This is a genomic window from Sphingorhabdus sp. (assembly GCF_041737645.1).
Lineage (GTDB): Bacteria > Pseudomonadota > Alphaproteobacteria > Sphingomonadales > Sphingomonadaceae > Sphingorhabdus_B.
This window is the reverse complement of the sequence record NZ_JBGSRI010000021.1, coordinates 32,030-55,477: the sequence shown is the minus strand read 5'-3', so window position 1 is coordinate 55,477 and position 23,448 is coordinate 32,030. Positions and strand designations below refer to the sequence as shown.

General features: G+C 55.2%; 30 protein-coding genes. 17 read left to right on the top strand and 13 right to left on the bottom strand.

What is annotated here, in order from left to right:
* Positions 1-2: 2 nt before the first annotated feature.
* Both ACEW72_RS02835 and ACEW72_RS02830 read left to right on the top strand, forming a co-directional pair.
* On the top strand, positions 3-254 hold the full coding sequence (locus tag ACEW72_RS02835; RefSeq protein ID WP_373474869.1) for a DUF3035 domain-containing protein: 252 nt from the start codon (positions 3-5) through the stop codon (positions 252-254).
* A 23-nt stretch (positions 255-277) separates the two neighbouring features.
* Positions 278-715: a DUF3035 domain-containing protein gene (locus ACEW72_RS02830; RefSeq protein WP_373474868.1), complete on the top strand. Its 438-nt coding sequence runs from the start codon at positions 278-280 to the stop codon at positions 713-715.
* Here ACEW72_RS02830 and ACEW72_RS02825 read toward each other — a convergent pair.
* From ACEW72_RS02825 to ACEW72_RS02810, 4 genes are read right to left on the bottom strand one after another with little or no spacing between them, the layout of a single operon-like run.
* The gene (locus ACEW72_RS02825; protein WP_373474867.1) at positions 702-1,124 is read right to left on the bottom strand and encodes a hypothetical protein; all 423 of its coding nucleotides are present in this window, start codon (positions 1,122-1,124) and stop codon (positions 702-704) included. The genes ACEW72_RS02830 and ACEW72_RS02825 overlap by 14 nt on opposite strands.
* On the bottom strand, positions 1,124-3,055 hold the full coding sequence (dxs, locus tag ACEW72_RS02820; protein WP_373474866.1) for a 1-deoxy-D-xylulose-5-phosphate synthase: 1,932 nt from the start codon (positions 3,053-3,055) through the stop codon (positions 1,124-1,126). Before dxs ends, ACEW72_RS02825 begins: the two co-directional genes overlap by 1 nt.
* Positions 3,056-3,088: 33 nt before the next feature.
* Complete coding sequence (locus ACEW72_RS02815; protein ID WP_373474865.1) at positions 3,089-3,547, bottom strand: Fur family transcriptional regulator; 459 nt, start codon at positions 3,545-3,547, stop codon at positions 3,089-3,091.
* A gap of 31 nt (positions 3,548-3,578) precedes the next feature.
* Positions 3,579-3,944, bottom strand: coding sequence for a MerC domain-containing protein (locus tag ACEW72_RS02810; RefSeq protein ID WP_373474864.1), 366 nt, complete (start codon positions 3,942-3,944; stop codon positions 3,579-3,581).
* Positions 3,945-4,116: 172 nt separating this feature from the next.
* Here ACEW72_RS02810 and ACEW72_RS02805 point away from each other — a divergent pair, with 172 nt between their 5' ends.
* From ACEW72_RS02805 to ACEW72_RS02785, 5 genes are all read left to right on the top strand, one after another.
* Positions 4,117-5,178 (top strand): COX15/CtaA family protein, encoded by a 1,062-nt coding sequence (locus ACEW72_RS02805; RefSeq protein ID WP_373474863.1) that lies wholly within the window; start codon positions 4,117-4,119, stop codon positions 5,176-5,178.
* Complete coding sequence (gene cutA, locus ACEW72_RS02800) at positions 5,150-5,503, top strand: divalent-cation tolerance protein CutA (protein WP_373474862.1); 354 nt, start codon at positions 5,150-5,152, stop codon at positions 5,501-5,503. The genes ACEW72_RS02805 and cutA overlap by 29 nt, the downstream gene beginning before the upstream one ends.
* Before the next feature lie 157 nt (positions 5,504-5,660).
* Positions 5,661-6,140 carry a 50S ribosomal protein L13 gene (gene rplM, locus ACEW72_RS02795; protein ID WP_373474861.1) on the top strand — a complete coding sequence of 160 codons (480 nt, stop codon included), beginning with the start codon at positions 5,661-5,663 and terminating at the stop codon, positions 6,138-6,140.
* Positions 6,140-6,625: a 30S ribosomal protein S9 gene (gene rpsI / locus ACEW72_RS02790; protein ID WP_373474860.1), complete on the top strand. Its 486-nt coding sequence runs from the start codon at positions 6,140-6,142 to the stop codon at positions 6,623-6,625. Before rplM ends, rpsI begins: the two co-directional genes overlap by 1 nt.
* A 185-nt stretch (positions 6,626-6,810) precedes the next feature.
* Positions 6,811-8,457 (top strand): methyl-accepting chemotaxis protein, encoded by a 1,647-nt coding sequence (locus ACEW72_RS02785; RefSeq protein ID WP_373474859.1) that lies wholly within the window; start codon positions 6,811-6,813, stop codon positions 8,455-8,457.
* Here ACEW72_RS02785 and ACEW72_RS02780 read toward each other — a convergent pair.
* On the bottom strand, positions 8,454-9,971 hold the full coding sequence (locus tag ACEW72_RS02780) for a hypothetical protein (RefSeq protein WP_373474858.1): 1,518 nt from the start codon (positions 9,969-9,971) through the stop codon (positions 8,454-8,456). The genes ACEW72_RS02785 and ACEW72_RS02780 overlap by 4 nt on opposite strands.
* A 94-nt stretch (positions 9,972-10,065) precedes the next feature.
* Here ACEW72_RS02780 and ACEW72_RS02775 point away from each other — a divergent pair, with 94 nt between their 5' ends.
* Positions 10,066-11,070 carry a phosphoribosylglycinamide synthetase gene (locus ACEW72_RS02775; RefSeq protein WP_373474857.1) on the top strand — a complete coding sequence of 335 codons (1,005 nt, stop codon included), beginning with the start codon at positions 10,066-10,068 and terminating at the stop codon, positions 11,068-11,070.
* An 8-nt stretch (positions 11,071-11,078) separates the two neighbouring features.
* Here the strand turns inward: ACEW72_RS02775 and rpoN are convergent, their stop codons facing one another.
* The 5 genes from rpoN to ACEW72_RS02750 form a co-directional block, all read right to left on the bottom strand.
* On the bottom strand, positions 11,079-12,569 hold the full coding sequence (rpoN, locus tag ACEW72_RS02770) for an RNA polymerase factor sigma-54 (RefSeq protein WP_373474856.1): 1,491 nt from the start codon (positions 12,567-12,569) through the stop codon (positions 11,079-11,081).
* 52 nt (positions 12,570-12,621) lie between these two features.
* Entirely contained in the window at positions 12,622-13,392 is a 771-nt protein-coding gene (lptB, locus tag ACEW72_RS02765; protein WP_373474855.1) for an LPS export ABC transporter ATP-binding protein, read from the bottom strand.
* A 112-nt stretch (positions 13,393-13,504) separates the two neighbouring features.
* Positions 13,505-14,035 (bottom strand): LptA/OstA family protein, encoded by a 531-nt coding sequence (locus tag ACEW72_RS02760; protein ID WP_373474854.1) that lies wholly within the window; start codon positions 14,033-14,035, stop codon positions 13,505-13,507.
* 7 nt (positions 14,036-14,042) lie between these two features.
* Positions 14,043-14,678, bottom strand: coding sequence for an LPS export ABC transporter periplasmic protein LptC (gene lptC, locus ACEW72_RS02755; RefSeq protein WP_373474853.1), 636 nt, complete (start codon positions 14,676-14,678; stop codon positions 14,043-14,045).
* A 24-nt stretch (positions 14,679-14,702) separates the two neighbouring features.
* Positions 14,703-15,320 (bottom strand): ribonuclease D, encoded by a 618-nt coding sequence (locus ACEW72_RS02750; protein ID WP_373474852.1) that lies wholly within the window; start codon positions 15,318-15,320, stop codon positions 14,703-14,705.
* Between the two features lie 217 nt (positions 15,321-15,537).
* Between ACEW72_RS02750 and ACEW72_RS02745 the strand changes: the two genes are divergently transcribed.
* Positions 15,538-16,323, top strand: a complete 786-nt coding sequence (locus tag ACEW72_RS02745; RefSeq protein WP_373474851.1) for a cold-shock protein — start codon at positions 15,538-15,540, stop codon at positions 16,321-16,323.
* 150 nt (positions 16,324-16,473) lie between these two features.
* Here ACEW72_RS02745 and ACEW72_RS02740 read toward each other — a convergent pair whose 3' ends face one another.
* Both ACEW72_RS02740 and ACEW72_RS02735 read right to left on the bottom strand, forming a co-directional pair.
* Positions 16,474-17,040: a TMEM165/GDT1 family protein gene (locus ACEW72_RS02740; protein ID WP_373474850.1), complete on the bottom strand. Its 567-nt coding sequence runs from the start codon at positions 17,038-17,040 to the stop codon at positions 16,474-16,476.
* A gap of 29 nt (positions 17,041-17,069) precedes the next feature.
* Positions 17,070-17,405, bottom strand: coding sequence for a hypothetical protein (locus tag ACEW72_RS02735; RefSeq protein ID WP_373474849.1), 336 nt, complete (start codon positions 17,403-17,405; stop codon positions 17,070-17,072).
* Between the two features lie 246 nt (positions 17,406-17,651).
* Here ACEW72_RS02735 and rpmG point away from each other — a divergent pair, with 246 nt between their 5' ends.
* On the top strand, positions 17,652-17,819 hold the full coding sequence (gene rpmG / locus ACEW72_RS02730; protein ID WP_125229418.1) for a 50S ribosomal protein L33: 168 nt from the start codon (positions 17,652-17,654) through the stop codon (positions 17,817-17,819).
* 119 nt (positions 17,820-17,938) lie between these two features.
* Positions 17,939-18,385: a hypothetical protein gene (locus ACEW72_RS02725; RefSeq protein ID WP_373474848.1), complete on the top strand. Its 447-nt coding sequence runs from the start codon at positions 17,939-17,941 to the stop codon at positions 18,383-18,385.
* Here the strand turns inward: ACEW72_RS02725 and ACEW72_RS02720 are convergent.
* Positions 18,382-18,747 (bottom strand): response regulator, encoded by a 366-nt coding sequence (locus ACEW72_RS02720; protein ID WP_373474847.1) that lies wholly within the window; start codon positions 18,745-18,747, stop codon positions 18,382-18,384. The two genes, ACEW72_RS02725 and ACEW72_RS02720, sit on opposite strands and share 4 nt — an antisense overlap.
* A gap of 53 nt (positions 18,748-18,800) precedes the next feature.
* On the opposite strand from ACEW72_RS02720, the gene ACEW72_RS02715 reads away from it, so the two are divergent.
* From ACEW72_RS02715 to ACEW72_RS02690, 6 genes are all read left to right on the top strand, one after another.
* Positions 18,801-19,070: a DUF3572 family protein gene (locus ACEW72_RS02715; protein WP_373474846.1), complete on the top strand. Its 270-nt coding sequence runs from the start codon at positions 18,801-18,803 to the stop codon at positions 19,068-19,070.
* Positions 19,067-19,714, top strand: a complete 648-nt coding sequence (locus ACEW72_RS02710; RefSeq protein WP_373474845.1) for an HAD family hydrolase — start codon at positions 19,067-19,069, stop codon at positions 19,712-19,714. Before ACEW72_RS02715 ends, ACEW72_RS02710 begins: the two co-directional genes overlap by 4 nt.
* The gene (locus tag ACEW72_RS02705) at positions 19,711-20,172 is read left to right on the top strand and encodes a RidA family protein (protein ID WP_373474844.1); all 462 of its coding nucleotides are present in this window, start codon (positions 19,711-19,713) and stop codon (positions 20,170-20,172) included. The genes ACEW72_RS02710 and ACEW72_RS02705 overlap by 4 nt, the downstream gene beginning before the upstream one ends.
* On the top strand, positions 20,172-21,308 hold the full coding sequence (locus tag ACEW72_RS02700; protein WP_373474843.1) for a GNAT family N-acetyltransferase: 1,137 nt from the start codon (positions 20,172-20,174) through the stop codon (positions 21,306-21,308). Before ACEW72_RS02705 ends, ACEW72_RS02700 begins: the two co-directional genes overlap by 1 nt.
* A gap of 134 nt (positions 21,309-21,442) precedes the next feature.
* Entirely contained in the window at positions 21,443-22,654 is a 1,212-nt protein-coding gene (locus tag ACEW72_RS02695) for an acyl-CoA dehydrogenase family protein (RefSeq protein ID WP_373474842.1), read from the top strand.
* Positions 22,655-22,687: 33 nt separating this feature from the next.
* A complete protein-coding gene (locus ACEW72_RS02690; RefSeq protein WP_373474841.1) occupies positions 22,688-23,446 on the top strand; it encodes a crotonase/enoyl-CoA hydratase family protein in 759 nt (252 codons plus the stop codon).
* Positions 23,447-23,448: the final 2 nt, after the last annotated feature.

The window sequence follows — 23,448 nt, the reverse complement described above, 5'->3', positions numbered from 1 at the left end:
ATATGAAGCGGAAAATTATCCTGACGTCGGCAATATTTGCCTTTGCCGCGCTTGCAGGTTGCGGTTCGACGGGCATATTGGACAGGGAACGACCTGACGAATTTGCGGTAACCCGTTCCAAGCCGCTCGAAGTGCCCACTAGTTTCACTTTGCCCGCGCCGACGCCGGATGCCCCGCGCCCTCAGGATGGCGATGTTAAAGAACAGGTTATCGATGCCTTGTTTGCCGACACTACGCCTGCGCCCCGGCCATAATTGCGCCAGTTAGGACTTCAGATATGAAACAGAAACTATTTTTGGCGACCTGCTTTTCGGCGGTAACTTTGCTATCGGGCTGCGCGTCGATGGATAAGGCCGGACAAGATTTGTGGAATTGGGATGTTCGCGGTAATGAAGCCGCCTCTGCCCCTCAAATAGGTCGCGCTGCACCTTTGGTTGTGCCCCCTGATTTCGCGCTGGAACCAACCAGCGCGATTGCACCCCGCGCACAAGATGCAGGGCAGGATGCGGTGCTTGAAGCCATGTTTGGCGGACCTGCGCCCCGTTCTGCGGCAGAACGCGTTCTATCCGGTACGCCAGCCTCGGCTGAAATTGGTATTCGTTCGTCGGTCGGTGACCCCGAAACCAATACCGTGAACAAGGGTTCGATAACCCGTGACATTATCGCCGCACCCGAAGGTGACGGACAAACCGCGCAGGCGGTTATTCCGGGCTGAGCTGCGCGTCATCGATTTTTAATTGTAAATAGACGGCCAGTTCGCGCGCACTTTGCAGATGCGGAGTGATTTCAGGTTCGTACCTGGATGGCGTCGGCAGCCCCAACTTGACGAACATCTCTTCGACAAGATCTTCCATGTCTTCTGGATCATCGAAGTAAAAGCCGGTCAACCCGTCATCTGGATGCGGCTTAACATCTTTCACGCAGCTCGGTTGCAAGGCGTCGTACAACGCGCCTGCCACGGCGTGCGAAACACCCGAAATGGCGAGTACTTCAATGTAAGGATCTCGGTCTAGGCTTGATCGCGCTAACGCGACGCGTCGTTGCATGCGTGACCAGCCGACGTTGTCCCAGATGGCCACAGCGATGAACAATAATAGAAACCAGCCGGCAATCAGCCAGCCCATTAAGCCCGCACGCTTGCTTCCTCGACGCCAGCGCTATTGTGGCGCAGCGCCTTGAGCACAGTTTCGACGATTTGCGGCGCATTCAGGCCCGCTTCGTCATATTGCTTTTGCGGGCTATCATGCTCCTGAAAGATATCAGGCAGACGCATCGTCCGGATTTTCAGCCCGGCATCCATTAACCCGAGGTCACTGGCCAAAGTCAGAACGTGCGCGCCCAGTCCGCCTACCGCAGCTTCTTCGACCGTCACGACCACTTCATGCGTGGCGATCAGATGGCGGATCATGTCCTCGTCAAGCGGCTTGGCAAAGCGAAGGTCGGCGACGGTGGTGCTGAGGCCCTTGGCATCCAGCGTGTCGGCCGCTTTGCTCGCTTCCGCCAGACGGGTGCCGAGCGAGAGAATCGCGACCTTTTTGCCTTCGCGGACGATGCGGCCTTTGCCGATTTCCAACCGCTGCGGAACTTCGGGTAACGCAACGCCCGTGCCATTGCCGCGTGGATAACGGAAAGCAATCGGGCCGCTGTCATAGCAAGCGGCGGTGTAGGTCATGTGCACCAGTTCGGCTTCGTCCGAAGGTGACATGACGACCATATTGGGCAGGGTCGCCAGATAGGTAATGTCGAACGATCCGGCGTGCGTGCTACCATCTGCGCCAACCAATCCTGCGCGGTCGATGGCGAAACGGACGGGCAGGTTCTGGATTGCAACGTCATGCACGACCTGGTCATAGGCACGTTGCAGGAACGTGGAGTATATGGCGCAGAACGGGCGCATTCCTTGCGCCGCCAAACCCGCGGCAAAGGTAACTCCATGCTGTTCGGCGATGCCAACATCAAAACTGCGGTCGGGATGGGCTGCGGCAAATTTGTCGACACCTGTGCCGCCGGGCATGGCGGCAGTTATCGCACAGATTCTCGGATCGGTATCGGCCAGCTTTGCCAGCGTTTCGCCAAAGACATTCTGATAGGCTGGCGGACCGCCACCCGGGCCTTTGTCCTGCTTGCCTGTGATCACGTCGAACTTGACCACGCCATGATATTTATCATCCGCAGCTTCTGCCGGGGCGTAACCTTTGCCCTTCTGCGTCACGACATGGATGAGCACCGGGCCCTCCGCATTGTCGCGGACATTTTCGAGGACGGGGATCAGTTGTTCGAGATTGTGGCCATCAATAGGGCCAACATAATAGAAGCCGAGTTCTTCAAACAAAGTGCCGCCCATCGCCATGCCACGGGCATACTCTTCGGCCTTTGAAGCTGCGTTATGGATACGGCGGGAAACCCTTCTGGCCAGTTTGCTGGCAAGGCTGCGAAGGCCCAGATACTCGCTTGATGATACCAGTCGCGACAAATAAGCGGAAAGGCCGCCCACCGGTGGTGCGATAGACATATCGTTATCGTTCAGGATGACAACCAACCGGTTTCCGGCGGCCTGGGCATTGTTCATTGCCTCATACGCCATGCCCGCGCTCATCGCGCCGTCACCAATAACGGCTATCGCCTTTCCGGGCTTGCCGGCAATCTTGTTGGCAACAGCGAAGCCAAGGGCTGCGGAAATAGAGGTTGAGCTATGCGCCGCACCGAACGGGTCATATTCGCTTTCATTGCGCTTGGTAAAACCAGATAGCCCGCCGCCAGTGCGAAGTGTGCGGATACGGTCACGGCGTCCGGTGAGTATCTTGTGTGGATAGCATTGATGGCCGACATCCCAAATCAGCCGGTCTTCTGGCGTATTGAAAACATAATGGATCGCTGTGGTCAATTCGACCACGCCAAGGCCAGCACCGAGATGACCGCCGGTCACAGATACGGCCGAGATGGTTTCCGAGCGGAGTTCGTCGGCGAGTTGGCGAAGCTGCGATACTTGAAGACTTCGGAGATCGGCGGGTATTTGAACCGTGTCGAGCAGCGGTGTGTCTGGCTGATGAGTCATAGGATGCCGTGATAGCGAGAAAATTTTAACCTGTCAGTCACAATCAGCGCACTTCCCGCGCACTTCGATCACTGGGCGAACTTTTGCAAACCCAGCGTTTTCCGCGGCTGCCCGAACGTTGTTGGTCAAATTGTCGTCATCAATATGCGTCGCCATGCCGCAATTGTCACAGATCAAAAAGATGCAATCATGCAAACATCCGGGATGGGAATTGGCCAAATACGCGTTTGCGCTTTCAACCCGGCGGGCAAGATTGGTCGCCACAAACAGGTCGAGTATCCGGTACACGCTATTGGGTGCGACACGTTTACCGCGCTTTTGCGACACAAGATCCGCAATATCATATGCTGAAGCAGGTTTGTCGAATGTCGCCAACACACCAAAAATGTCGGCCCGCATGTTGGTCCATTGCTCGCCGGCTTGAATCAGGGCGCTTTGCGCCGCATGTGCAAGCGATGCGCCTTCATGTTCGTGATGTTGATGTGATACCATGCGGCCAATGTAGGCTGCGCTGACCCTAAGGTCAATTCGACGCGCGGTGGTTCAGTACGTGACCCCAAGCCAGTATCGCAACGCCAATCGCGGTCAACACTATTTCAGTCGTACCATGCGGGATTGTAAGTGCAGTCGCCATCATGCCAATTCCGGACGCGCCGATTGCGGTGGGCATGACAAAACCATGATCCCACAGGCCCTTGCCCAAGGCCAGCATCCCGAAGACAATCGCCAGCAACAAGCCAATTTCATGAATTATCGGATCGAGCAGCAGGCCACCTGCCGAGGCAAGGAAAACCAGCAAAACCGATGAAGCCAGACAATGCATAAGGCACAGCCCGGCAACGCTTAATCCAAGCCCGTCCCATTGCCATTTTGACCATAGCTTTGCCATATCCGAGGCCAATGGCACAATTTGGCAGACGTTACAACATATCATTTGGTGAAAATTGATCGGGGTATCAAATTACGCCGATTGTTTTTTGCAACTGATTTTCCCTGAAAAGCAATGCTTAGGACCGCTCGCGCACTTGTCAGACGGTTTTTGTCCGCGCATATCCGCCAGCATGGAAAACACCAAAACATTCGACAGAAATTCCGGCATCGTAAGCGCCCGACCCGAGGCGTTGATCAATTGGCTGATGAGTGTTGCTGTGCTCGTTTTTATCATGGTCGTCGTCGGCGGGATTACGCGGCTGACCGAATCGGGTCTTTCGATTACGGAATGGAAGCCGATTACGGGAACCTTGCCCCCGTTGAATGAGGCTGCATGGGTTTCGGAATTCGAGAAGTACAAGCTGATACCGGAATATACCGAGATAAGTGGCCCAGCGGGCATGACGCTGGCGCAGTTCAAGTTCATTTATTTCTGGGAATGGGTTCACCGGCTGTTGGGCCGCGTTATCGGCCTCGCTTTTGCCTTACCGCTGGCCTGGTTCTGGATACGGCAGGCTATTCCCGCTGGATATAAGCCCCGCCTGTTGGCGCTGCTTGCGCTTGGCGGTCTTCAGGGGACGATTGGCTGGTGGATGGTTTCGTCTGGCCTGTCCGAGCGCACGGATGTGAGCCACTACCGGCTTGCGGTGCACCTTCTGACGGCATTGTTCATTCTGGGCGGTTTGGTCTGGACGGCGTTGGACTTAAAGGCATATGAAAAGAATTCTGCCGCAAAGCCGGCAAAGATTACCAGATTTTCTGCGATTGTGCTGGTCATCTTGTTCGTGCAACTGCTTTTTGGCGCATGGGTAGCCGGGTTGAATGCCGGTTATGTTTCAAACAGTTGGCCGTTGATGAATGACCAATTCATTCCCGAAGGTGTTGACATGAGCAGCGGCGTCTTTTCGGCCCTCGTCAACGATCCCTTCTTAACCCATTTTGTGCACCGTTGGTGGGCATGGGTTGCTGTAATAGCGTTGGTCATGCTTGCTCGACGAACAAAAGCGGCCGGGGTGCGATCTGCATCGATTGCCATCCACAGCGCCTTTGGCGTGCAGATCCTGCTGGGCGTCGCAACGGTGATGACGGGGGTGAACATCGTTTTTGCCGTCCTGCATCAGGCGGTCGGTGCGTTGGTAGTTGCGACAACGGTGTGGGGTGCACATGTCATCGGTCGTCGAAATGGCGCATAAGAAAGGACAGGATGATATCGCATTAATCTATGCGGTGTTTCCTACTGCGGGTGAAGGGCATGATATGTGCCGCACATTATTGTCCGAAAGATTGATTGCCAGCGCCAATCGTTTCCCGATGGTGATTTCACATTTCCGCTGGGAAGGCGAGATCGAGGCAAAGGAAGAGCATCCGGTTTTGTTCAAGACCAGCCCGGACAAGGCGGACATGGCCTTGCAACGAATTGCGGCCCTGCATCGTTACGAGGTACCTGCTGTGGTTCGGGTTTCAACCGAAGCTGCTTATCCGGCTTTTGCTAATTGGGTGGCCTCCGAGACGGCATAATCGAACTGCTGGTGCGATACAGGGTATTATTATACCCGTCGTAAAACCCCTGCTTTTGCTTGACTATCGGCCGGTTCATCGTCATTAGCGCCGCTTCGCGACCAGAATTATATGATTCTGGGCACATATTTACAAATTCCGAAAGGTTCGATTAGCGATGAAAACGCTATCCAGAGTTACGAAATCGATCCGTCCGCAAGACGTTGAGAAATCGTGGATCCTCATTGATGCAGAAGGCTTGGTCGTTGGCCGTGTTGCCAGCCTCATTGCCAACATCCTGCGTGGCAAGACCAAGCCTAGCTATACCCCTCACGTCGATTGCGGTGACCATGTCATCGTCATCAACGCCGACAAGGTAAAGTTCACGGGCAAGAAGCTGACCGACAAGGTCTATTATCGCCACACCGGTTATATCGGCGGGATCAAGGGTATCACGGCTGGGAAAGTGCTTGATGGCAAATTCCCTGAACGCGTTCTTGAAAAGGCTGTTGAGCGCATGGTTCCCCGCGGACCACTGGGCCGCGCCCAAATGCGCGCCCTGCATTTGTACAACGGCACTGAACATCCGCACGATGGCCAGCAGCCCAAGACGCTCGACGTCGCTTCCATGAACCGCAAGAACAAGGTGGGTGCATAATGTCCGATACCGCAAATTCACTCGCTGATCTCGAAACTCTGGGCGTAGAGGCTCCTCCACAGATTGCTGCGGTTATCCGCGCACAGGAAATCGATGCACAGGGCCGCGCTTATGCAACCGGCCGTCGCAAGGACGCGGTTGCCCGCGTCTGGCTGAAGCCTGGCACAGGAAAGATTGTCGTCAATGGCCGCGACCAGGAAGTGTATTTCGCACGTCCATCGCTCCGCCTTGTTATCAACCAGCCTTTTGGCGTGACTGAGCGTATCGGCCAGTATGACGTTATCGCAACCGTAAAAGGTGGCGGTCTTTCGGGCCAAGCCGGTGCCGTCAAGCACGGTATCGCGCAGGCATTGTCGAAATATGAGCCGCTGTTACGCAGCGCCGTAAAGGCTGAAGGCTTCCTGACCCGTGACAGCCGTACCGTTGAACGTAAGAAATACGGCAAGGCCAAGGCGCGCAAGAGCTTCCAGTTCTCGAAGCGTTAAGAGTTTCAGCGCACGGGGCCACCACGGTCCCTGCCTGTTGGAAAAAGAAAAGGCGGTTCTTTCGGGGGCCGCCTTTTTTGCATCCACGCCGTAATGACTTGCAATTTGTCACAGAATCCATGGTTAACGGCTGATTTACCATTAGCTTCTATAGTGGACCGAGGAAATTTCCGCGGAACTATTGCATGAGCCATTTGCGCCATTTGAAAGACATGTTCGCATTCTTCACCGATCTGAAGGGTGAATGGGCGATATTGCGTCGGTCTGCGCGCATTGAAAATCGCCAACTGATGCTGGCTCAATTGCAAGCGGTGGGTCGCTCGCACGTTGCTGCGTTTCTTTCCGGGATGGCGGCGATGTGGCCCGCGCTCTTCATTTTATGGTTTGGCGGGGCAAAGACCGATTTTGCTCCATATTGCGCGCCGCTTTACACGATTGCGATGATAGTCGGCTATCGCGTCCATGTGCGGATTAAGGAATATTCCATCGATGCTGACCCTGACGGGCATTATCTGCTATTTCTGCGGCGACTATTCATCCTGCAAGTGTCCGTCGTGTCATTTAGCTGGGTACTTTTGCTCGCCGATATCTGGAGCTATCATCAGGATATCGGACTTATAGTCGCCAGCGCCATGACTTTCGGATTGTTGGCGATCGGGACCCTGGTCTATTTGTGTTTGCCAGCGGCGATGGTGATGTGGCTCACCATATTGACCATCGGCAGCGGGATATCGGCAACATATTCAGGCATATCTATGCCCTGGTTTTTTTATGCAGGCATCGCTTTGGTCGGCGTCACATTGCACCGAATTGCGATGATGCAATGGCGATCGTTCATGCAATCCCTTGATGAAGCACAAAGCTTTGCGCGTCGTCAGGAAATCTTCTTTGTGGCTGAAAAGGAACGGCTTGAAGCATTGGAAGCGGAACGCCGCAATACCAGCGTTGCCCGAAATGAGGAGCGGAACCGGGCTGAAGCCCAGCAACGCATGGCCATGACAGCATTGGCAACCGAGTTTGAGCATTCCGTCCACGCGATTATCGATGTGATGGAATCCGCCGTTCGTGCCGTTGGGGAATCATCGCAGCAATTGGCTGCAATCGGAACGCAAACGTTGGAGCGCACGGACGCAATGGCCGACATGGCATCGAACATGAGTGTCGCAATCCAGATGGTAGCAGCGGCTGCGCGTCAATTGAGCGTTTCTTCTGACGCCATATCCCATCAGGTGCATGATCAGGTCACTGCGTCCGAGATAGCAACCAAAAGCAGTCGCGAAGGCAGCCGTGTGATGGCGCATCTTACCAGTGAAGCTGAAAAAATTGGCGAGATCGCGTCGATGATCCAGGATGTTGCGGGAAAAACCAATTTGCTTGCGTTAAACGCAACGATTGAAGCCGCCCGTGCAGGTGAGGCTGGTCGTGGATTCGCGGTGGTTGCACAAGAAGTTAAGAGCCTTGCCAGTCAAACGCACGGCGCCATCGGGTCGGTAACCGCGACGGTAACAAACATTAAGGATCAGATGGGCGGTGCTGCCCAGATGGTAGGATCGGTCGCTCGGGAGATGTCGCAGGTCCAACAGGGCGCAAACAACATTGCCGCCGCCATCACCCAGCAACAAGCCGCCACCCGTGACATTAGCGGACACGCCCAACACGCCGCGCAGGATGCGGAAGATGTGCGCGAATTCAGCAGAGAAGTGAATGTTGCTGCGGTGCAGGTGGGCGAGGTAGCCGATGAAATGCAGCACGTGATGTCAGGTCTCGAAAGCCGGGCCGCTGCCTTACGCGAAGCGAGCCGTAACTTCCTTGATCGATTGCGCGCAGCCTAAATCAACGGTGCAAGCTGCGATTCGATTGCGTCGATCATTTCGCTGAATGTGGCCACGAGTGTGGCATCATCCAACGCATGCAGCTTGCAAATCTGCGGCATCGACAGTCCAACACGCAACGTGGCACCCCATTGGCCATCTTGCAACCGCACGCACCGCACCGGTTGCCCCAAACGGACGCCATCATTGATGAGCGCTTTATGAATGCGGGTCGCGTCATCAAAGGTCAGGTTGCGTTTTTGCGCCCCGTTGGCATCATGGCTAAGATCCAGCGTCACGAGAGTCTGCATTTCGATAGGATGTTCCAAAGGCCATTCGCTTTCGCCGGGGGCGGAGTTTGCAACCTTTGATATCCCGAGATTGTCCGCCATCCGCCCTGTCGCGTCGCCGAATGCCGTTACAACCCGGCTGACATTTGCTAGACTCAGTTTCTGGAATCGCTCTAATTCAAAAAGCGATGCCGCAAGGCGGAGTGCCAGCCCCGCATTCCCCTCCACGGTTAAAATTTCGCGTCCGGCCCATCCTGCTGGTATTTCGGAGCGCCTGAAAATATGTGCCATCCCTGAAGCCAGCGGCGTGGCGGATTGCACAATTCCCGTCGGCAAAAGAGCAAATCCGCTGAACGGCGGGCCACCCATGAATTTTGAGCCGGTGAGGAAAACAACGATACCGCGAGTCAGATAGTCGGCGATGGCAGCGCTGGTGATCCGAGCCTGACAGGCATCGACGACAAAGGATACGCGATCGCCAAAGCGTCCGATCAGCGCGTCGATATCGTCGAGATGCGGTAACACCAGACCGGTCTTTGAACCATGCACGACATGGATAAGCGGATGTTGACCTTCCGCGAGTGCGGCTTCTATCCGCGCGGTCATCTGTCCGGCTATGCCGTTGCTGTCAAAGGCGGTTCCGGCGTCATTACGGACCGGAAAATCACCAAGATGTATTGGCGGCAGCCCACCCACAGGATCGCCCGGCGTGCATGAATGGCCGAGCGGAGTTTCATTTGCGAAATATTTGCCCGCCGCGCTGTGAATGCAGCCCGAACCGACTTCGTCAGACCCAAGCAAAAGATTGCAGATTCCCGCCGGACTGCGGCCCGCTACCGTCAGCAAAGCGACATATTCCAGATCTGTACCAGACGCCGCAAACGCGATATCGGTCGTTCCGGGTAGGCCATATGCCGATCGAATCTGCGTCCGGGCCCCTTCCAGAAAGTCAGCATAAAGCGCGCCATTGTTCAACTGGACAGCATCTTCGAAGCGCGCCGAGAGATAGTCCATCGCATCGGCGCTGAGGTCATTGGCAGTCGAGGAGGCAAAGGCGATCAGGTCACGGGGATATGGCCCGCTATAATATCGGTTCAGCTTCGTGGCCGGATCAAGCAGGATGCGGGCGTCGCCCCCCTGCGTCATAAGCTGCGCCAGCGGCGCGATGGGTTCAGACGACAAAACTACGACTTTCGATGGCCATGAGAGGCCTGTGGCTATAATGGCTTGCGCGGCATCGGCCAAATTGGAAATTGCGAAATTTGCACATGCTATTATGTCCGTCCAAGCATTCGACTATCCGGGCCAGACATGGCCGAATTATCAAGGAATACAACCAATGACCGTGGCGCCAGTGAAAATTTCCGAGGAAGCAAAGCGCGATCTGCGCATATTGTTTATGGCAAAACACGCGCTTGGCGACGGCACTTTGCACGGCGAAGACGGCAATCATGCAGTCTATCACCATGAAGTACGGACTATATTGGAAGGGCTGGGCCTCAATCTAAAGGTCGCCAACAGTTATGATATTTTGTTCAACAATCCCGACGTCGATTTTGTCTTCCCGCTCTTGAACCGGGGAGGTTTTTTTAATTCCGAGATGCTGGTGCCGCTTTTGTGCTCGCGGCTTGGGCTGCCGTTTTTAGGCGCAAGTCCAATATTGCGCGGATTGTCGGACGACAAGCATCTGACCAAGCTCGAAGGTCGGGTGCGGGGTGTGCCAACCTGTGACTGGGCGATTTACCGCAACGGCGCGCCGGTGGACGCCGACGCCTGTCCGAAGGCCGATCGCTATGTTATCAAGCCGAATGCCTCTTCGGCAAGCTGGGGCGTGAGCGATGCATCTGACTGGGAAGGCGTTAAAGCCGCGGTCGACGGTATTCATGCCGAGGGCCATGACGCGATTGTCGAGCCGTTCATGAACGGCAGCGATGTCGAGGTACCGGTGATTACAATAGGCGGCGAACCAGTTGTCATGCCGCCGATGCTGTTCCGGCAGGCCGACCCATCGCATTTGCGGACCTATTGGGAAAAGCGCGACCTCGTTGAGCGCGAACAAAAATATGAGCTGGTACCATTCGAAGGTGGCAAGGCGTGGCCGAAAATTCGCGAGTTGACCCTAAAGATGGCCGAAATATTCAGACCCTTCGATTATGGTCGTTTCGAATTCCGCTACAACGAGGACAATGGCGAGATCAATCTGCTCGAGGTCAATCTCAACTGCAATTTATGGTCGCAAAAAGTCTATGGCCGCTCGGCAACGCTCATGGGTTGGACGCAGGAGCAGTTAATTGAAACCATCGTTGCCGAAAGCCTGATTCGGCATGGCTTGATGTCGCGCTGAAGGGGCTTTTACCGGCCCATTTTTTTCTGCCGCCGTCGCTGGACCGATGAACCGATGCCCATCGCCTCGCGGTATTTTGCCACCGTGCGCCGGGCAATGTCAAAGCCCTTTGCCGTCAGCAGGTCGACCAATGTGTCGTCAGACAAAATTTTGGCGTCCTCACTATCTATCAGCGCCTTGATATGGCTTTTTACGGCTTCTGCCGAAGCGCCATCACCATCGGCGGACTGAACGCCCGATGAGAAAAAATATTTGAGGTCAAATAACCCGCGCCCACAATGCAGATATTTATTGCTGGTCACCCGGCTAACAGTCGATTCATGCATTTCGATGGCATCGGCCACCTGACGCAAGGTGAGAGGCCGCAAATGCGCCACGCCGCCGCGAAAGAAACCGTCTTGCTGCTTCACGATTTCGGTGGCCACTTTGACGATCGTGCGCTGCCGCTGGTCCATAGCCTTAATCAGCCAATTGGCGTCCGCCATACAGTCATTGATCCAGGCTTTTGTCGCTTTGTCTTTTCCCAGCTCCGCAACATATGTCCGGTTTATAAGCAAACGGGGCAGGTTCGCGCTGTTCAGTTCTATGGCCCAGCCCGAGCCGCGTGCTGTTACAAAGATATCCGGCGTTACGGAAACATTGTCCTCGCTTTCAAAACGGCAGCCGGGTTTGGGATCATAGCTGCGTAATTCGATCATCATGTCGCGCAAATCTTCATCGTCCACCCGGCACATACGTTTTAGCTGGTCAAACGCTCCCTTGGCCACGAGATCCAGATTGTTGATAAGCTTTGCCATGCAAGGGTCATATCTGTCCGCTTCCTTGGCTTGCAGCATGATGCATTCCGCAAGGTCGCGCGCGCCGACGCCAGTCGGGTCAAACCGCTGCACTTGGGCAAGAGCATCCTCCATTTCAGCCAATGTTACACCCAACCGATGTGCCATGCCCAAAAGATCCGCCCCCAGATATCCTGTGGGTTCGATCTGTTCGATAATCTGTTGCGCCAGAAAGAGCGCGCGGCCGGAAAGACTGGCCCCGGCCTGCTGCATCAAATGCTCGCGCAGGCTAATATCGGCCGCTGCAAAACTATCGAAATCCGGGCCCTCGCCCTCAAAACCTCCTGCCATGCTTCCGCCCGAAAGGCCAAGCATACCATCGGCACCACCAACGCTGTCCGCTACGCCATCATGATGGAATGTTTCTGCGCCAAAATCGACGTCCAAAGCCTCTGATGCCGCCATGTCGGTGCCGACCAGCACCTCGTCACTGCTCCGGTCGCCGCTTTGGGTGGAGGGCAAAGCGTTAAAATCATCCGGCGGCGTTTCGGCCAGGATTTCCGGAATACCAGTCTCCAGCAACGGATTGCGTTCCACCTCTTCGGCGATGAAAGACTCAATTTCCAGCGAGGACAGGGCAAGCAATTTTATCGCCTGCTGCAATTGCGGCGTCATGACCAGAGACTGGCTTTGGCGCAGGTCGAGGCGAGGTGCTAAAGCCAAGGATTATAATTTCGGCGTGGGATATTGAAAAATTCGGTCAGCGCCCACCCCATTACATTGCAAAACTTTCGCCCAGATAGAGCCGCCGGACATTAGGGTCTGCCACCAACGCTTCGGGCGATCCTGAAAACAGAACCTGACCGCCATAGATAATGCAGGCGCGGTCGACGATTTCCAATGTTTCACGGACATTGTGGTCGGTAATCAACACACCAATTCCCCGGGTTTTAAGGTCCCTGACCAAATTACGAATATCCGAAATCGATATCGGGTCTATCCCTGCAAACGGTTCATCGAGAAGCATGATAGATGGATTGGCGGCAAGGGCGCGGGCGATTTCGCAGCGCCTGCGTTCACCGCCGGACAAAGCCATAGCAGGCGCGCTTCGCAAGCGTTCTAGACCGAATTCCTCGAGCAGCTTTTCAAGCCGGGCATTGCGGGCATCCGCATCAGGCTCGGCCATTTCAAGAACTGCACTGATATTCTGTTCAACAGTCATCCCGCGAAAAATGGATGTTTCCTGTGGTAAATAGCCTAAACCTAAAATGGCCCGCCGGTACATTGGCATAGCGGTAATGTCGTCACCATCCAATGTGATGCGGCCGCTGTCCGGTTTGACAAGACCCATGATCGAATAAAAACAGGTCGTTTTGCCTGCGCCATTAGGCCCGAGCAAACCCACCACTTCGCCTTTTGCGACGGCAAGAGAGACATCGGTTAAGACCGCGCGCTTGTCGTAGCTTTTGGCGATTGATATCACGCCTAACCCGGACGGCACGACATCGGGTGATATGGTATCGCCTGCCGCTCGCTCTGCTGTCATGCTGTCCATTTCAAATCATCGCCCGAGAATAGCTTGTGTTTATCTTCAACAGCTAACCATTCTGCCGCCAACATGCAATTGGCATGATTCATGCGTATACAATCTGGCGAAATTAATTTTTTCGGGGTGGAACTGTAAAAGTACCCGAAACGCGGCCGCCGTTGGCGTTCGTACCGCTCGCACCACCGCCATTGATGGTTGAACGGCCTGAATTGAGGTCGATCACAAGTCGTCCACCGCTCAATTTATTGCTGCCTTGAACCAGATTGACGTTGCCGATTAGGGTAATCAGACTGGAATCCAGATCATAAATTGCTGCGTTACTGGTCGCTCGCAGGTCATCTTTCGTGATTGTGACGCCGCCGGTTGCATCCAGCCGTTCAACATCGGTTCCGCCGCCGCCATTGGAATAAGCAGCGGTCAATCTGCTCGCTTTTAACACAAGGCCGGCTTGGGTAACCGTGACCCCGCCGGAAAGCACAACGCGGTCTGCCCGATCCTGCAATTCAAGGGAATCAGCCGTGAAATCAACCGGCGCATCACTGTTATGGTTGCGGATCGTTTGTGCAGACGATGCTGTCGTCACCAATGCCGCCGCGACACAAGTGACAAAAACACCGGATTGAGTAGCACGTAAATTCATCAGGGCCTCACTTAACTGCATTCTGGTTGATACGCAAATGCACGCCGCCTTCAAGTCGCACTACCCGCGTTTCCAGATTCGCCTGCAGCCGGTCCGCCCGAAATGTACCGACTTTTGTCCTGCCGCTGACAGGGCCAAAGCTTTGCAAGGATTTGGTTTTTAGCGACAGTTCCACATTGCTGGCTACCATATTATAATCTGGTGAATTTACCGCCAGCGGGCCGGTAACGCGCATCGTTTCGCGGTTGAGATTATAAGAACCGCGCTGTGCAAGAATGGATGCCGGGCCGTCATTAAGTAAAATTCGTGCGGACAATGCGGTCATATTAAGCACCGGCTCTGCGGAAGTTTGTTGAACTGCGCTTCCGGCGCGTAGCGAAAATGGCCGGCCCTTGCTGTCTTCACCGCGATAAAATGCTTCGATCAGCCGCATCCGTTCGCGCGACAGATTGACCTCGTCTTTGTTCAAGACAAAGCTAAGCTCCTGCGTTCCGGTAAAGGGACTGAAAGCCAGAATGGCGACCAATATCCCGATGGTGCTGGGCAGACCAACGCGCAACAATCGGATAAGGCGATCATGTCGCCCGCCAGGCAGGGCCCACTGTTGCCTTTGTGTGCGATCGAGATCAGTTTGTTTCGACATATTATCTTTTTGGGCCTTCGAACCTTAACTGTGTCCGAATATGTCGATTTCCGGCCACCCCGCCAAATCAAGGGCAGAGCGGTGGGGAAGGAAGTCGAAGCAGGCTTGGGCCAATGCGGTGCGCCCTTCTCGTTCGAGGCGGACCACAAATTCATCATGCAGCCGGTGCAGATAGCGCACGTCGCTTGCCGCATAATCTTTTTGCGCCTCCGATAACGTCGGGCCGCCCCAGTCGCTCGATTGTTGCTGTTTCGAAATGTCGGTTGCCAACATTTCTTTGACCAGCTCTTTCAGGCCATGCCGATCCGTATAGGTCCGCGTCAAACGCGAGGCGATTTTGGTGCAGAATACCGGCGCGGCGACCACATTTAGATAATGCGAAATCGCGGCAATATCGAAACGCCCAAAATGGAACAGTTTAAGTCGTGCGGGATCAGCCAGCACAGCGCGCAAATTGGGTGCGGCATAGTCGCTGTCGGGTCCGAACTTTACAAGATGTTCGTCGCCGCCGCCGTCGGAGATTTGCAGCAAGCAAAGCCGGTCACGCGGGGTTATCAGGCCCATTGTTTCGGTGTCGACGGCGACAGGCCCTTCGGCCAAAACGCCTTGGGGCAGGTCTTCTTCATGCAAATATACGCTCATGCACGGTCCCTTGCCCGACTGTGTCCACCAAGGCAATTAAAAGTGCGTTTTTGAACCTTGGACGATTCATCGCAATATTTGCTATCGCACAGTCTTTTATTGGGATATAGCTTGGGCTTGCGCGATCAGGAAGGGCCGCGCTTGTGATGTGCAGGACCGGCGCCCTCGACTGCATAGACTAGGTTGTTCTGGGCGGTGAGAAGGCAAGTACGAAGACATGGGTTTTGATCGCAAGCGTAACGGCCGTGGCCGGGACAAAAGAGACGGTTTTGGTGATGACAGCTATGATGGCTACCGGGCACCCCCTCCTTTCCAGAATGATTTCGGCGGTGGCCGTCCGAGCGGTGGCTTTGGCGGCGGTGCTGCCGGCGGCGGTGGCGGCGGTGGCTTTGGCGCCCCGCGTAGGGGCCCTGGTGGACCCCCAATGCCTGCACAGGTCATTGGTTCCGGCAAAGGAATAGTCAAATTTTTCAACGGGCAAAAGGGTTTCGGCTTTATCCAAGTCGATGACCGTCCCGACGATGTGTTTGTTCACATCAGCGCGGTTGAACAGGCCGGTCTGACCGGTTTGGCGGAAGGCCAGCCCCTTGAATTCACACTCGTGGATCGTGGCGGCAAGGTATCTGCGACCGATCTTGTGATTGATGGCGAACCTATCGCTGTTCCCGAACGAGCACCGCGTCCGGAACGCAGTTTTGACCGTGATCGCCCCCCGCGTGAAGGCGGTGGCTTCCGTGGCGGTGACCGTGATTCGGCCCCCCGTGGACCGCAGCGCGAATCGACCGGTGAACGCGCAAACGGAACGGTGAAATTCTTCAACGACATGAAGGGTTTTGGCTTTGTGCAGCGTGATGATGGCGGCGAAGACGTGTTTGTACACATCTCCGCGCTTGAACGTTCGGGCATGGGTCAGGTGACACAGGGTGACCGTTTGGCATTCGACATCGAAATCGATCGCCGCGGCAAATATTCGGCAACGAATTTAAGCACGCTGTCGGAATAAACGTCGTTCAAATTTTGAAAAGGCGGGTGAAGCATAAGGCTTTGCCCGCCTTTTTTATTTCAGCCTTTGCCGAGCGTTGCCGCTAAAAAACCAGGCGTGCCGTTCCATCTGCTATCGCAGCCTGTCGTCCACTCATATCGAACAGCTTGCTCAAGCCAGCCCGAAAGCTTGCGTTGCCAACATAAGCCCCCAGCCCAACAGCAGGCCCCCCGACACCCATCGAATAGGTTTGAGCGGGACGACCTGTGCAAGGCGCGCCCGCAATATCACCGCAGGAATCGCGGCTGCCATGATGCCCACAAAACCGCCGGCCATTGCCATTCCCCAAAAGGGCGTGCGTGCACTTTGGGCGGCGATGATGAATTGGCTCTTGTCCCCGAATTCGAGAATGAACAGCCCGAGAAACGCGGTCAGAAAGGCGGGGGTTTTCCATGTGGTCAAAGGGTCCACCGTCCGCCGCCACATCAACATTCCGGCACCTGCAAAAATATAAGCAAGCCCGGCAAAAAGCGTCAAAGCGGTTTCGCTAATCCACTGATCGATGACCGAGCCGCCGATTGCCGAAAGCGCGCAATTCAAAAGCGTCGCGCACGCTAGCCCCCCGATAATCGCGCCGTTCCGGTGATATCGTAAAGCCAGCGCGGCAGCCAAAATCTGGGTACGATCCCCCATTTCCGCCATGAAAACCGAAAAGAATGTAGAAAGAAGCGCGTCCATGTTGTCGCTATAGCAGCATCAATTGAAAACTAACGCGGCAATCGCACCGCGACAGAGGCCAGCAAAGACTGCGTGACAGAGGAGCTGAGTTGCTGACATCCAATGGCATCGTCCAATATGCCGGTGAAGTTACTGACGACAGAATCGGCCCCGCCATGTTCGATAACCCGGCTCATCGTTGCTTCAAAAACACTGGCTATTTCGGCGACGGCACTGAAATGATGTGCGATGGCGGTTTGGCGGATGGCTTCAAGGCGGACGAGAAATTGTAAGGGGTTGGTATCAAAAGACGTCAACCGCAGGGATTCAAGCAAGTCGCTCAACTCAGCGCGAATCAGCATTTGTCGATCATGATTCATGTCCATGACTTTGCCCCTAAACCCCATATATTCGGGAACTTTGCGCCATCATGGTTAATAAGTGATGAAAACTGGCCGAGCGGCGCGCGCTAAGGACGCCGCAAAGCTGATGTGCTGTGAACGAATTTAGCGTGAACAATCGACTCAATGCTTGACTTTGCGCGCACGAATCCGCAAAGGCGCGCGTCTGTGAATGGTCGGCGTTGCTGCTGCTATCATTTTTAACGAAATTCGAACACGAAGGAATGGGCCATGGCGAAGCCAGCCACGATCAAGATCAAGCTGCTCAGCACCGCTGACACAGGCTTTTTCTATGTCACCAAGAAAAACCCGCGCAACATCACCGAAAAGATGACGTTCCGCAAATACGATCCCGTCGTGCGGAAGCATGTCGAGTTCAAGGAAGCCAAAATCAAGTAAGCCTCCCGCTGCTTGAATACGGTATCGATCAGGGCGCTTCGGGCGCCCTTTTTGATTCGGCGTTGCGAAATAAGAGAGTTATACTTTGCAGGTTACTTTTGCGCCGCTAGCTTCGGTTTATGAAGCCATCAGAACAATTTCTTCCGAGTGATATCCTTGACCGCTCAACGCTGATTGGGAACGAATATTCTTGGACGGTCGGCGATGTGCCTAGGGTCATCGAGGCAGCACGGCTTGCGAATCTGGTTAGCATCGGCGGACAATTACAGTTTCGATTTCCGGATGGCGAAATTTGTGAATGCAATTGGGTCCAAGTAGATACGTTCCAGTCTGTTCCAGCCGAGTTGCCGTGGTCGGAACGAGTATCCCGCACGGCGGAAGCTGCTGCGTCCCAGTTTCAGTTCTTACTGGAAAAATATGACTTCATTTCCGAAGGCAGGTCAGGCTTCGCAAGATATTTGGACGCGTTCGAGATGCAAGGTGGGGATTTAAACGAAATTATGCGCTTCGTTTGGTATGTCGAGTCCGAAGACGAGGCCGAGCGGCACAGACTATTTGAATCCTAACCAACAATCACCCGCACCGCCTCCAGAAACTTCATTACCGACACAGGCTTCGATAAATAGCCGCGCGCCCCTGCGGCTCTGATCCGTTCTTCGTCGCCTTTGCCGGCATAGGCGGTTACGGCGAGCACCGGTACAGCGGACAATATCGCGTCTTTCTGCATGGCTTCGATAAGGTCGATGCCGCTGACATGCGGCAACTGGATGTCCATGATAACGAGGTCAGGGGCAAACATCCGGGCCTGTTCCAGCGCGAGCCGCCCGTCGCGCACACCTTCAACAATGAACTGGTGCGCGCGCAAAAGGTCGGTGAACAGCTTGAGGTTCAGCTCATTGTCCTCAACAATCATCACCTTTTTCGACATTACCGCTCTTTTCCCACTTTGCGTTCGCCCGTGCCTTCGCTTAAGCGAAAGCCATGCATGAAACAAATGGCAAGTTGGACGCGTCGGGAATGGCGTTTCAGGCATTGGCCTGGGCCTTGATGGATGAAACGCGTGCGGAGCGGCTTTTGTCGCTTACCGGACTTACGCCAGAAGGGTTGCGGACCAGTATCGCCGAACGCGGGACACAGGCGGCGATATTGACTTTTTTAGAGGCGCACGAACCCGATCTGTTGGCGTGCGCTGCGTGTATCGGGGTATCGCCGGCATTATTGGTAAAAGCGCGTGAGGAACTGGAATCATGAGTAAACCCCTATTGATTTCAGATTGTGACGAAGTGTTGTTGCACATGATTGTGCCGTTTCGCGATTGGCTGGACGAGGCGCATCACATTCATTTCGATCTGGTGCATGGCGACTGGGGCGAAGCGTTGCGGCATAAACATGATGGCACAGTTGTCGAACGCGGGCGCGTGTGGGATTTGCTGAACGGCTTTTTTGATACCGAAATGGGCCGGCAACAGGCAATTGACGGCGCGGTTGATGCGATTAACCGGCTAAGCGATGTCGCCGATGTCGTCATTCTGACGAATTTGCTCGACCATCGCGCCGAACCGCGGGCGGCACAGTTAAAGGCCGTCGGCATCGATGCGCCGGTCTATACCAATCAGGGCGGCAAGGGTGAGGCACTGGGCCGAATTCTGGACACATATAAACCGAGCGTTGCGGTTTTTGTTGATGATCTGGGGCATCAGCATGATTCGGTGGGGGAACATTTCCCCGACGTCTGGCGGCTGCATTTTGTGGGTGAGCCGTTATTGTGGGAACGGGTTAAATCATCGAAGGCGGCGCATGCACGTTTGGACCGATGGGCTGACGCAGAACATTGGATCCGGGAAAAACTGGTGGCAAATGCGGTCGCACCTGCTTTGGAAAAGGGACTATCATGATTGAAGAAAAACTCGCCGAATTGGGCATCATCTTGCCCGAACCTGCGGCCCCTGTTGCGTCTTATGTGCCAACGGTCGAAGCGAACGGGATGCTGTATGTGTCGGGGCAATTGCCCTTTGTCGATGGCAAGGTGATTACCGGCAAAGTGGGCGATATGCGCAGTTTGGCCGACGGCCAGCTCGCCGCCCGGGCATGTGGTATCATGCTGATCGCGCAGATGAAAAAGGCATTGGGTGGGGATCTGGACCGCGTGGAACGGATCGTCAAACTGGGCGTCTTTGTCGCGTCGACTTCTGAATTTACCGATCAACCGGAGGTCGCAAACGGCGCGTCCGACCTGATGGAGTCGGTGTTCGGCGATGCCGGAAAGCATGCCCGTGCAGCGGTATCTGTGCCTGTTCTGCCGCGCGATGCGACGGTGGAAATTGATTGTGTGGTCAAGGTGCGCTCGAATTAATGGCCGATGGCGTTGCCGCCGAACTGTTGAGCCGGGTCAGCGATATCGCGCCTGTGCAATGGGATTCGCTCAACCCGCGCGGCAACCCCTTTGTCGGCCACGCCTTTCTCTCGGCGCTTGAAGAATCGGGCAGCGTTGGTCCGGGAACGGGGTGGTCAGCGGCACCCATTCTTATCCGCGACGGTGATGACATTCCTGCAGCGGCGCTTCCGGCCTATTTGAAAACGCATAGCCAGGGCGAATATGTGTTCGACCACCATTGGGCGGATGCTTTTGAACGGGCGGGTGGACGCTATTATCCGAAACTGCAAATTGCCGCGCCTTTTTCGCCAGTGCCTGGCCCAAGGCTGTTGATGCGTGATCCGACCTATGCGGCGTCCCTGCTGGCGGCTGCAGAAACCGTGGTGGATCAAAATGGTCTTTCGTCAGCCCATGCGACTTTTGTCGACGAGTCCGAGCTGGACTTTTATCGCGCAGCAGGCTGGCTGGTCAGGATCGGCACGCAATTCCATTGGCAAAATCGCGGTTACGGCGACTTCAACGAATTTCTGGGGGCGTTGTCTTCGCGCAAACGCAAGGCGATCCGCAAAGAAAGGGCAGCGGCGCAGGCAACAGTTCGGATCGAGCAAATTTCGGGAGCGGATATTACGTCAGAAATGTGGGGTGCCTTTTGGGTCTTCTATCAGGATACCGGCGCGCGCAAATGGGGGCGGCCCTATCTTACGCGTGCCTTTTTCGACATCATCGGCGACAGCATGAAGGACAGCATTGTCCTTTTTCTTGCCTTTGATGGGGCTACGCCCATCGCCGGTGCGTTGAACTTTGTCAGTCCGGATTGCCTTTATGGCCGCTATTGGGGGTGCACCCGTGACGTCCCTTTCCTTCATTTTGAACTCTGTTATTATCAGGCGGTGGATTATGCGATTGCCCATGGTTTGCCGCGAGTCGAAGCAGGGGCGCAGGGCGAACACAAGCTGGAGCGGGGCTATGAACCGGTGCCCACATATTCCGCGCATTATATTGCCAATGGCGGCTTTCGTTCGGCCGTTGCCGATTTTCTGGAACGCGAGACGCAGGCCATGGAACGCGAGATAGAGTTTCTGGGGGAAATGGGACCATTCAAGCGGCAAAGTTGAATAGCCGCATACGTCAATGACACCGCCGATCAAATCGGGGTTAAAAAGAGTTTTAAAGCGGAGGGAAAATCAAACCTCGCCCCTTGCAATTCGATATTTAATCGCGCAATTAAACGTTAAGAGAGGAATCGGCCATGAGCAAACCAAGCCCCCAAGAACTTGTGGATTTCGAAAAGCAGTGCGACGCCTGGTTCGCCGAACATACCGTTCGCGACCCCGGTTTCATGTTGCCGCTGACCTTCATGGAAGTATCCACCGACCAACAGTTCGATTTTCTGCGCGAATGGCAGCGCAAGGTCTATGAGGCGGGCTATTTCGGAATGAGCTGGCCGACCGAATATGGTGGCTATGGACTGCATCCTGAATATCAGCGGATAGCGACGCGGATCATGAAAACGCATGATGCGCCGATCATGATAAACGCCATTGCTAATGGCTGGACCGGGCCGCTGTTGCTCGACATCGGTCGTGAAGAGGACAAGCGGCGCTACATCAAGCCGATGCTGAGCGCCGAGGAAATCTGGTGCCAGGGTTTTTCGGAGCCCGAGCATGGGTCCGACCTCGGGTCGGCGCAGACCAAGGCGGTGCGGGACGGGGATGATTATGTCATTAACGGATCGAAAATCTGGACTTCGCTGGGTGACCGTGCGGACTATATGATCCTGCTCGCGCGCACTTCAAATGACGGGCCCAGCAAATATGCAGGCCTCAGCTTTTTCCTCGCGCCTATGAAAATCCCCGGTGTCGAAACCCGGCGGCTGAAGAAGCTGACGGGCGAATATGGATTTACCCAATGCTTCTTTACCGATGCGCGTATTCCCGCCTCGGGCCTTGTCGGCGAAGAGGGGCAGGGCTGGATGGTCGCGATGAAAACGCTGGAATATGAACGGGGCGCGAAGGTCAATCCTGTCGGCGGCTATTTCGTCAAGGAAATGGACGTGATGAGCGTTGTCGACATGGCGCGAACGGCAAAGCGTGGCGGTAAGCCGGTGCTTGACGACCCTGTCATGCGTGACAAGCTTGTTGACTATATTATTGAAATTCAGGCCCTCAATCTCAATAACCAGCGCCGCCGGATGGCCCCGTTGACCAGCGACCGGCCCATGGGGCTGGCATTGATGAACAAGCTGGCGCGGACCGAACTGATCCGCGAACTGACCGAATTTTCGCTACAGTTTCAGGGCAGCCGTGCAGGCTATTATGTCGGTGATGAAAATGCAGTCGATGATGGCTATTGGCATCGTGCCTATCTCAACAGCTTTTCCGCAACCATTGGCGGCGGCACGAGCCAGATCCAGAAAAATATCATCGGCGAGCATGTGCTGGGACTACCGAAGGGCCGCTAATGAGCCCCGCCAGCATTATTGGAGAGTGACAATATGAGTGAAGTGCTGACGCAAGTGCAGGACGGCGTCCTGATCATTACGATCAACCGGCCCGAAGCCAAGAATGCCGTCAATCAAGCGGTGGCGCAAGGCGTCGCCGCAGCGATGGAGCAGCTCGATAGCGACAAGACCCTGAATGCGGGAATCATTACCGGCGCAGGCGGGACATTTTGTTCGGGGATGGATCTGAAGGCGTTTCTGCGTGGCGAATTGCCTAGCATCAAGGGCAAAGGCTTTGCCGGATTTATCGAATCCCCGCCTGCCAAGCCGCTGATCGGCGCAGTCGAGGGCTATGCTTTGGCAGGCGGTATGGAAATAGCGATTGCGTGTGACCTGCTGGTGGCCAACGATAAGGCGCAATTCGGCATCCCCGAAGTGAAGCGTAGCCTTGTAGCTGCGGCGGGCGGGTTGCTCACGCTTCCCTCGATCATCGGCAAGCGCATGGCGATGGAGCTTGCGCTGACCGGCGATTTCATCTCGGCCCAGCGCGCCTATGAAATCGGTTTCGTGAACCGGCTGACCGAAGGTTCAGCTATCGACGCAGCATTGGAATTGGCGGCAAAAGTGGCGGCAAACGGGCCGCTGGCGTTGATCGCCACCAAGCGTGTTATCAATGAACGACCGGACTGGAACTCGACCGAAATGTGGAAGAAACAGAACGAAGTTTGCGGGCCGGTCTTCACCTCGAGAGATTCGCGTGAAGGCGCACTGGCCTTTGCGGAAAAACGCAAACCGAACTGGTCAGGGGAATAATC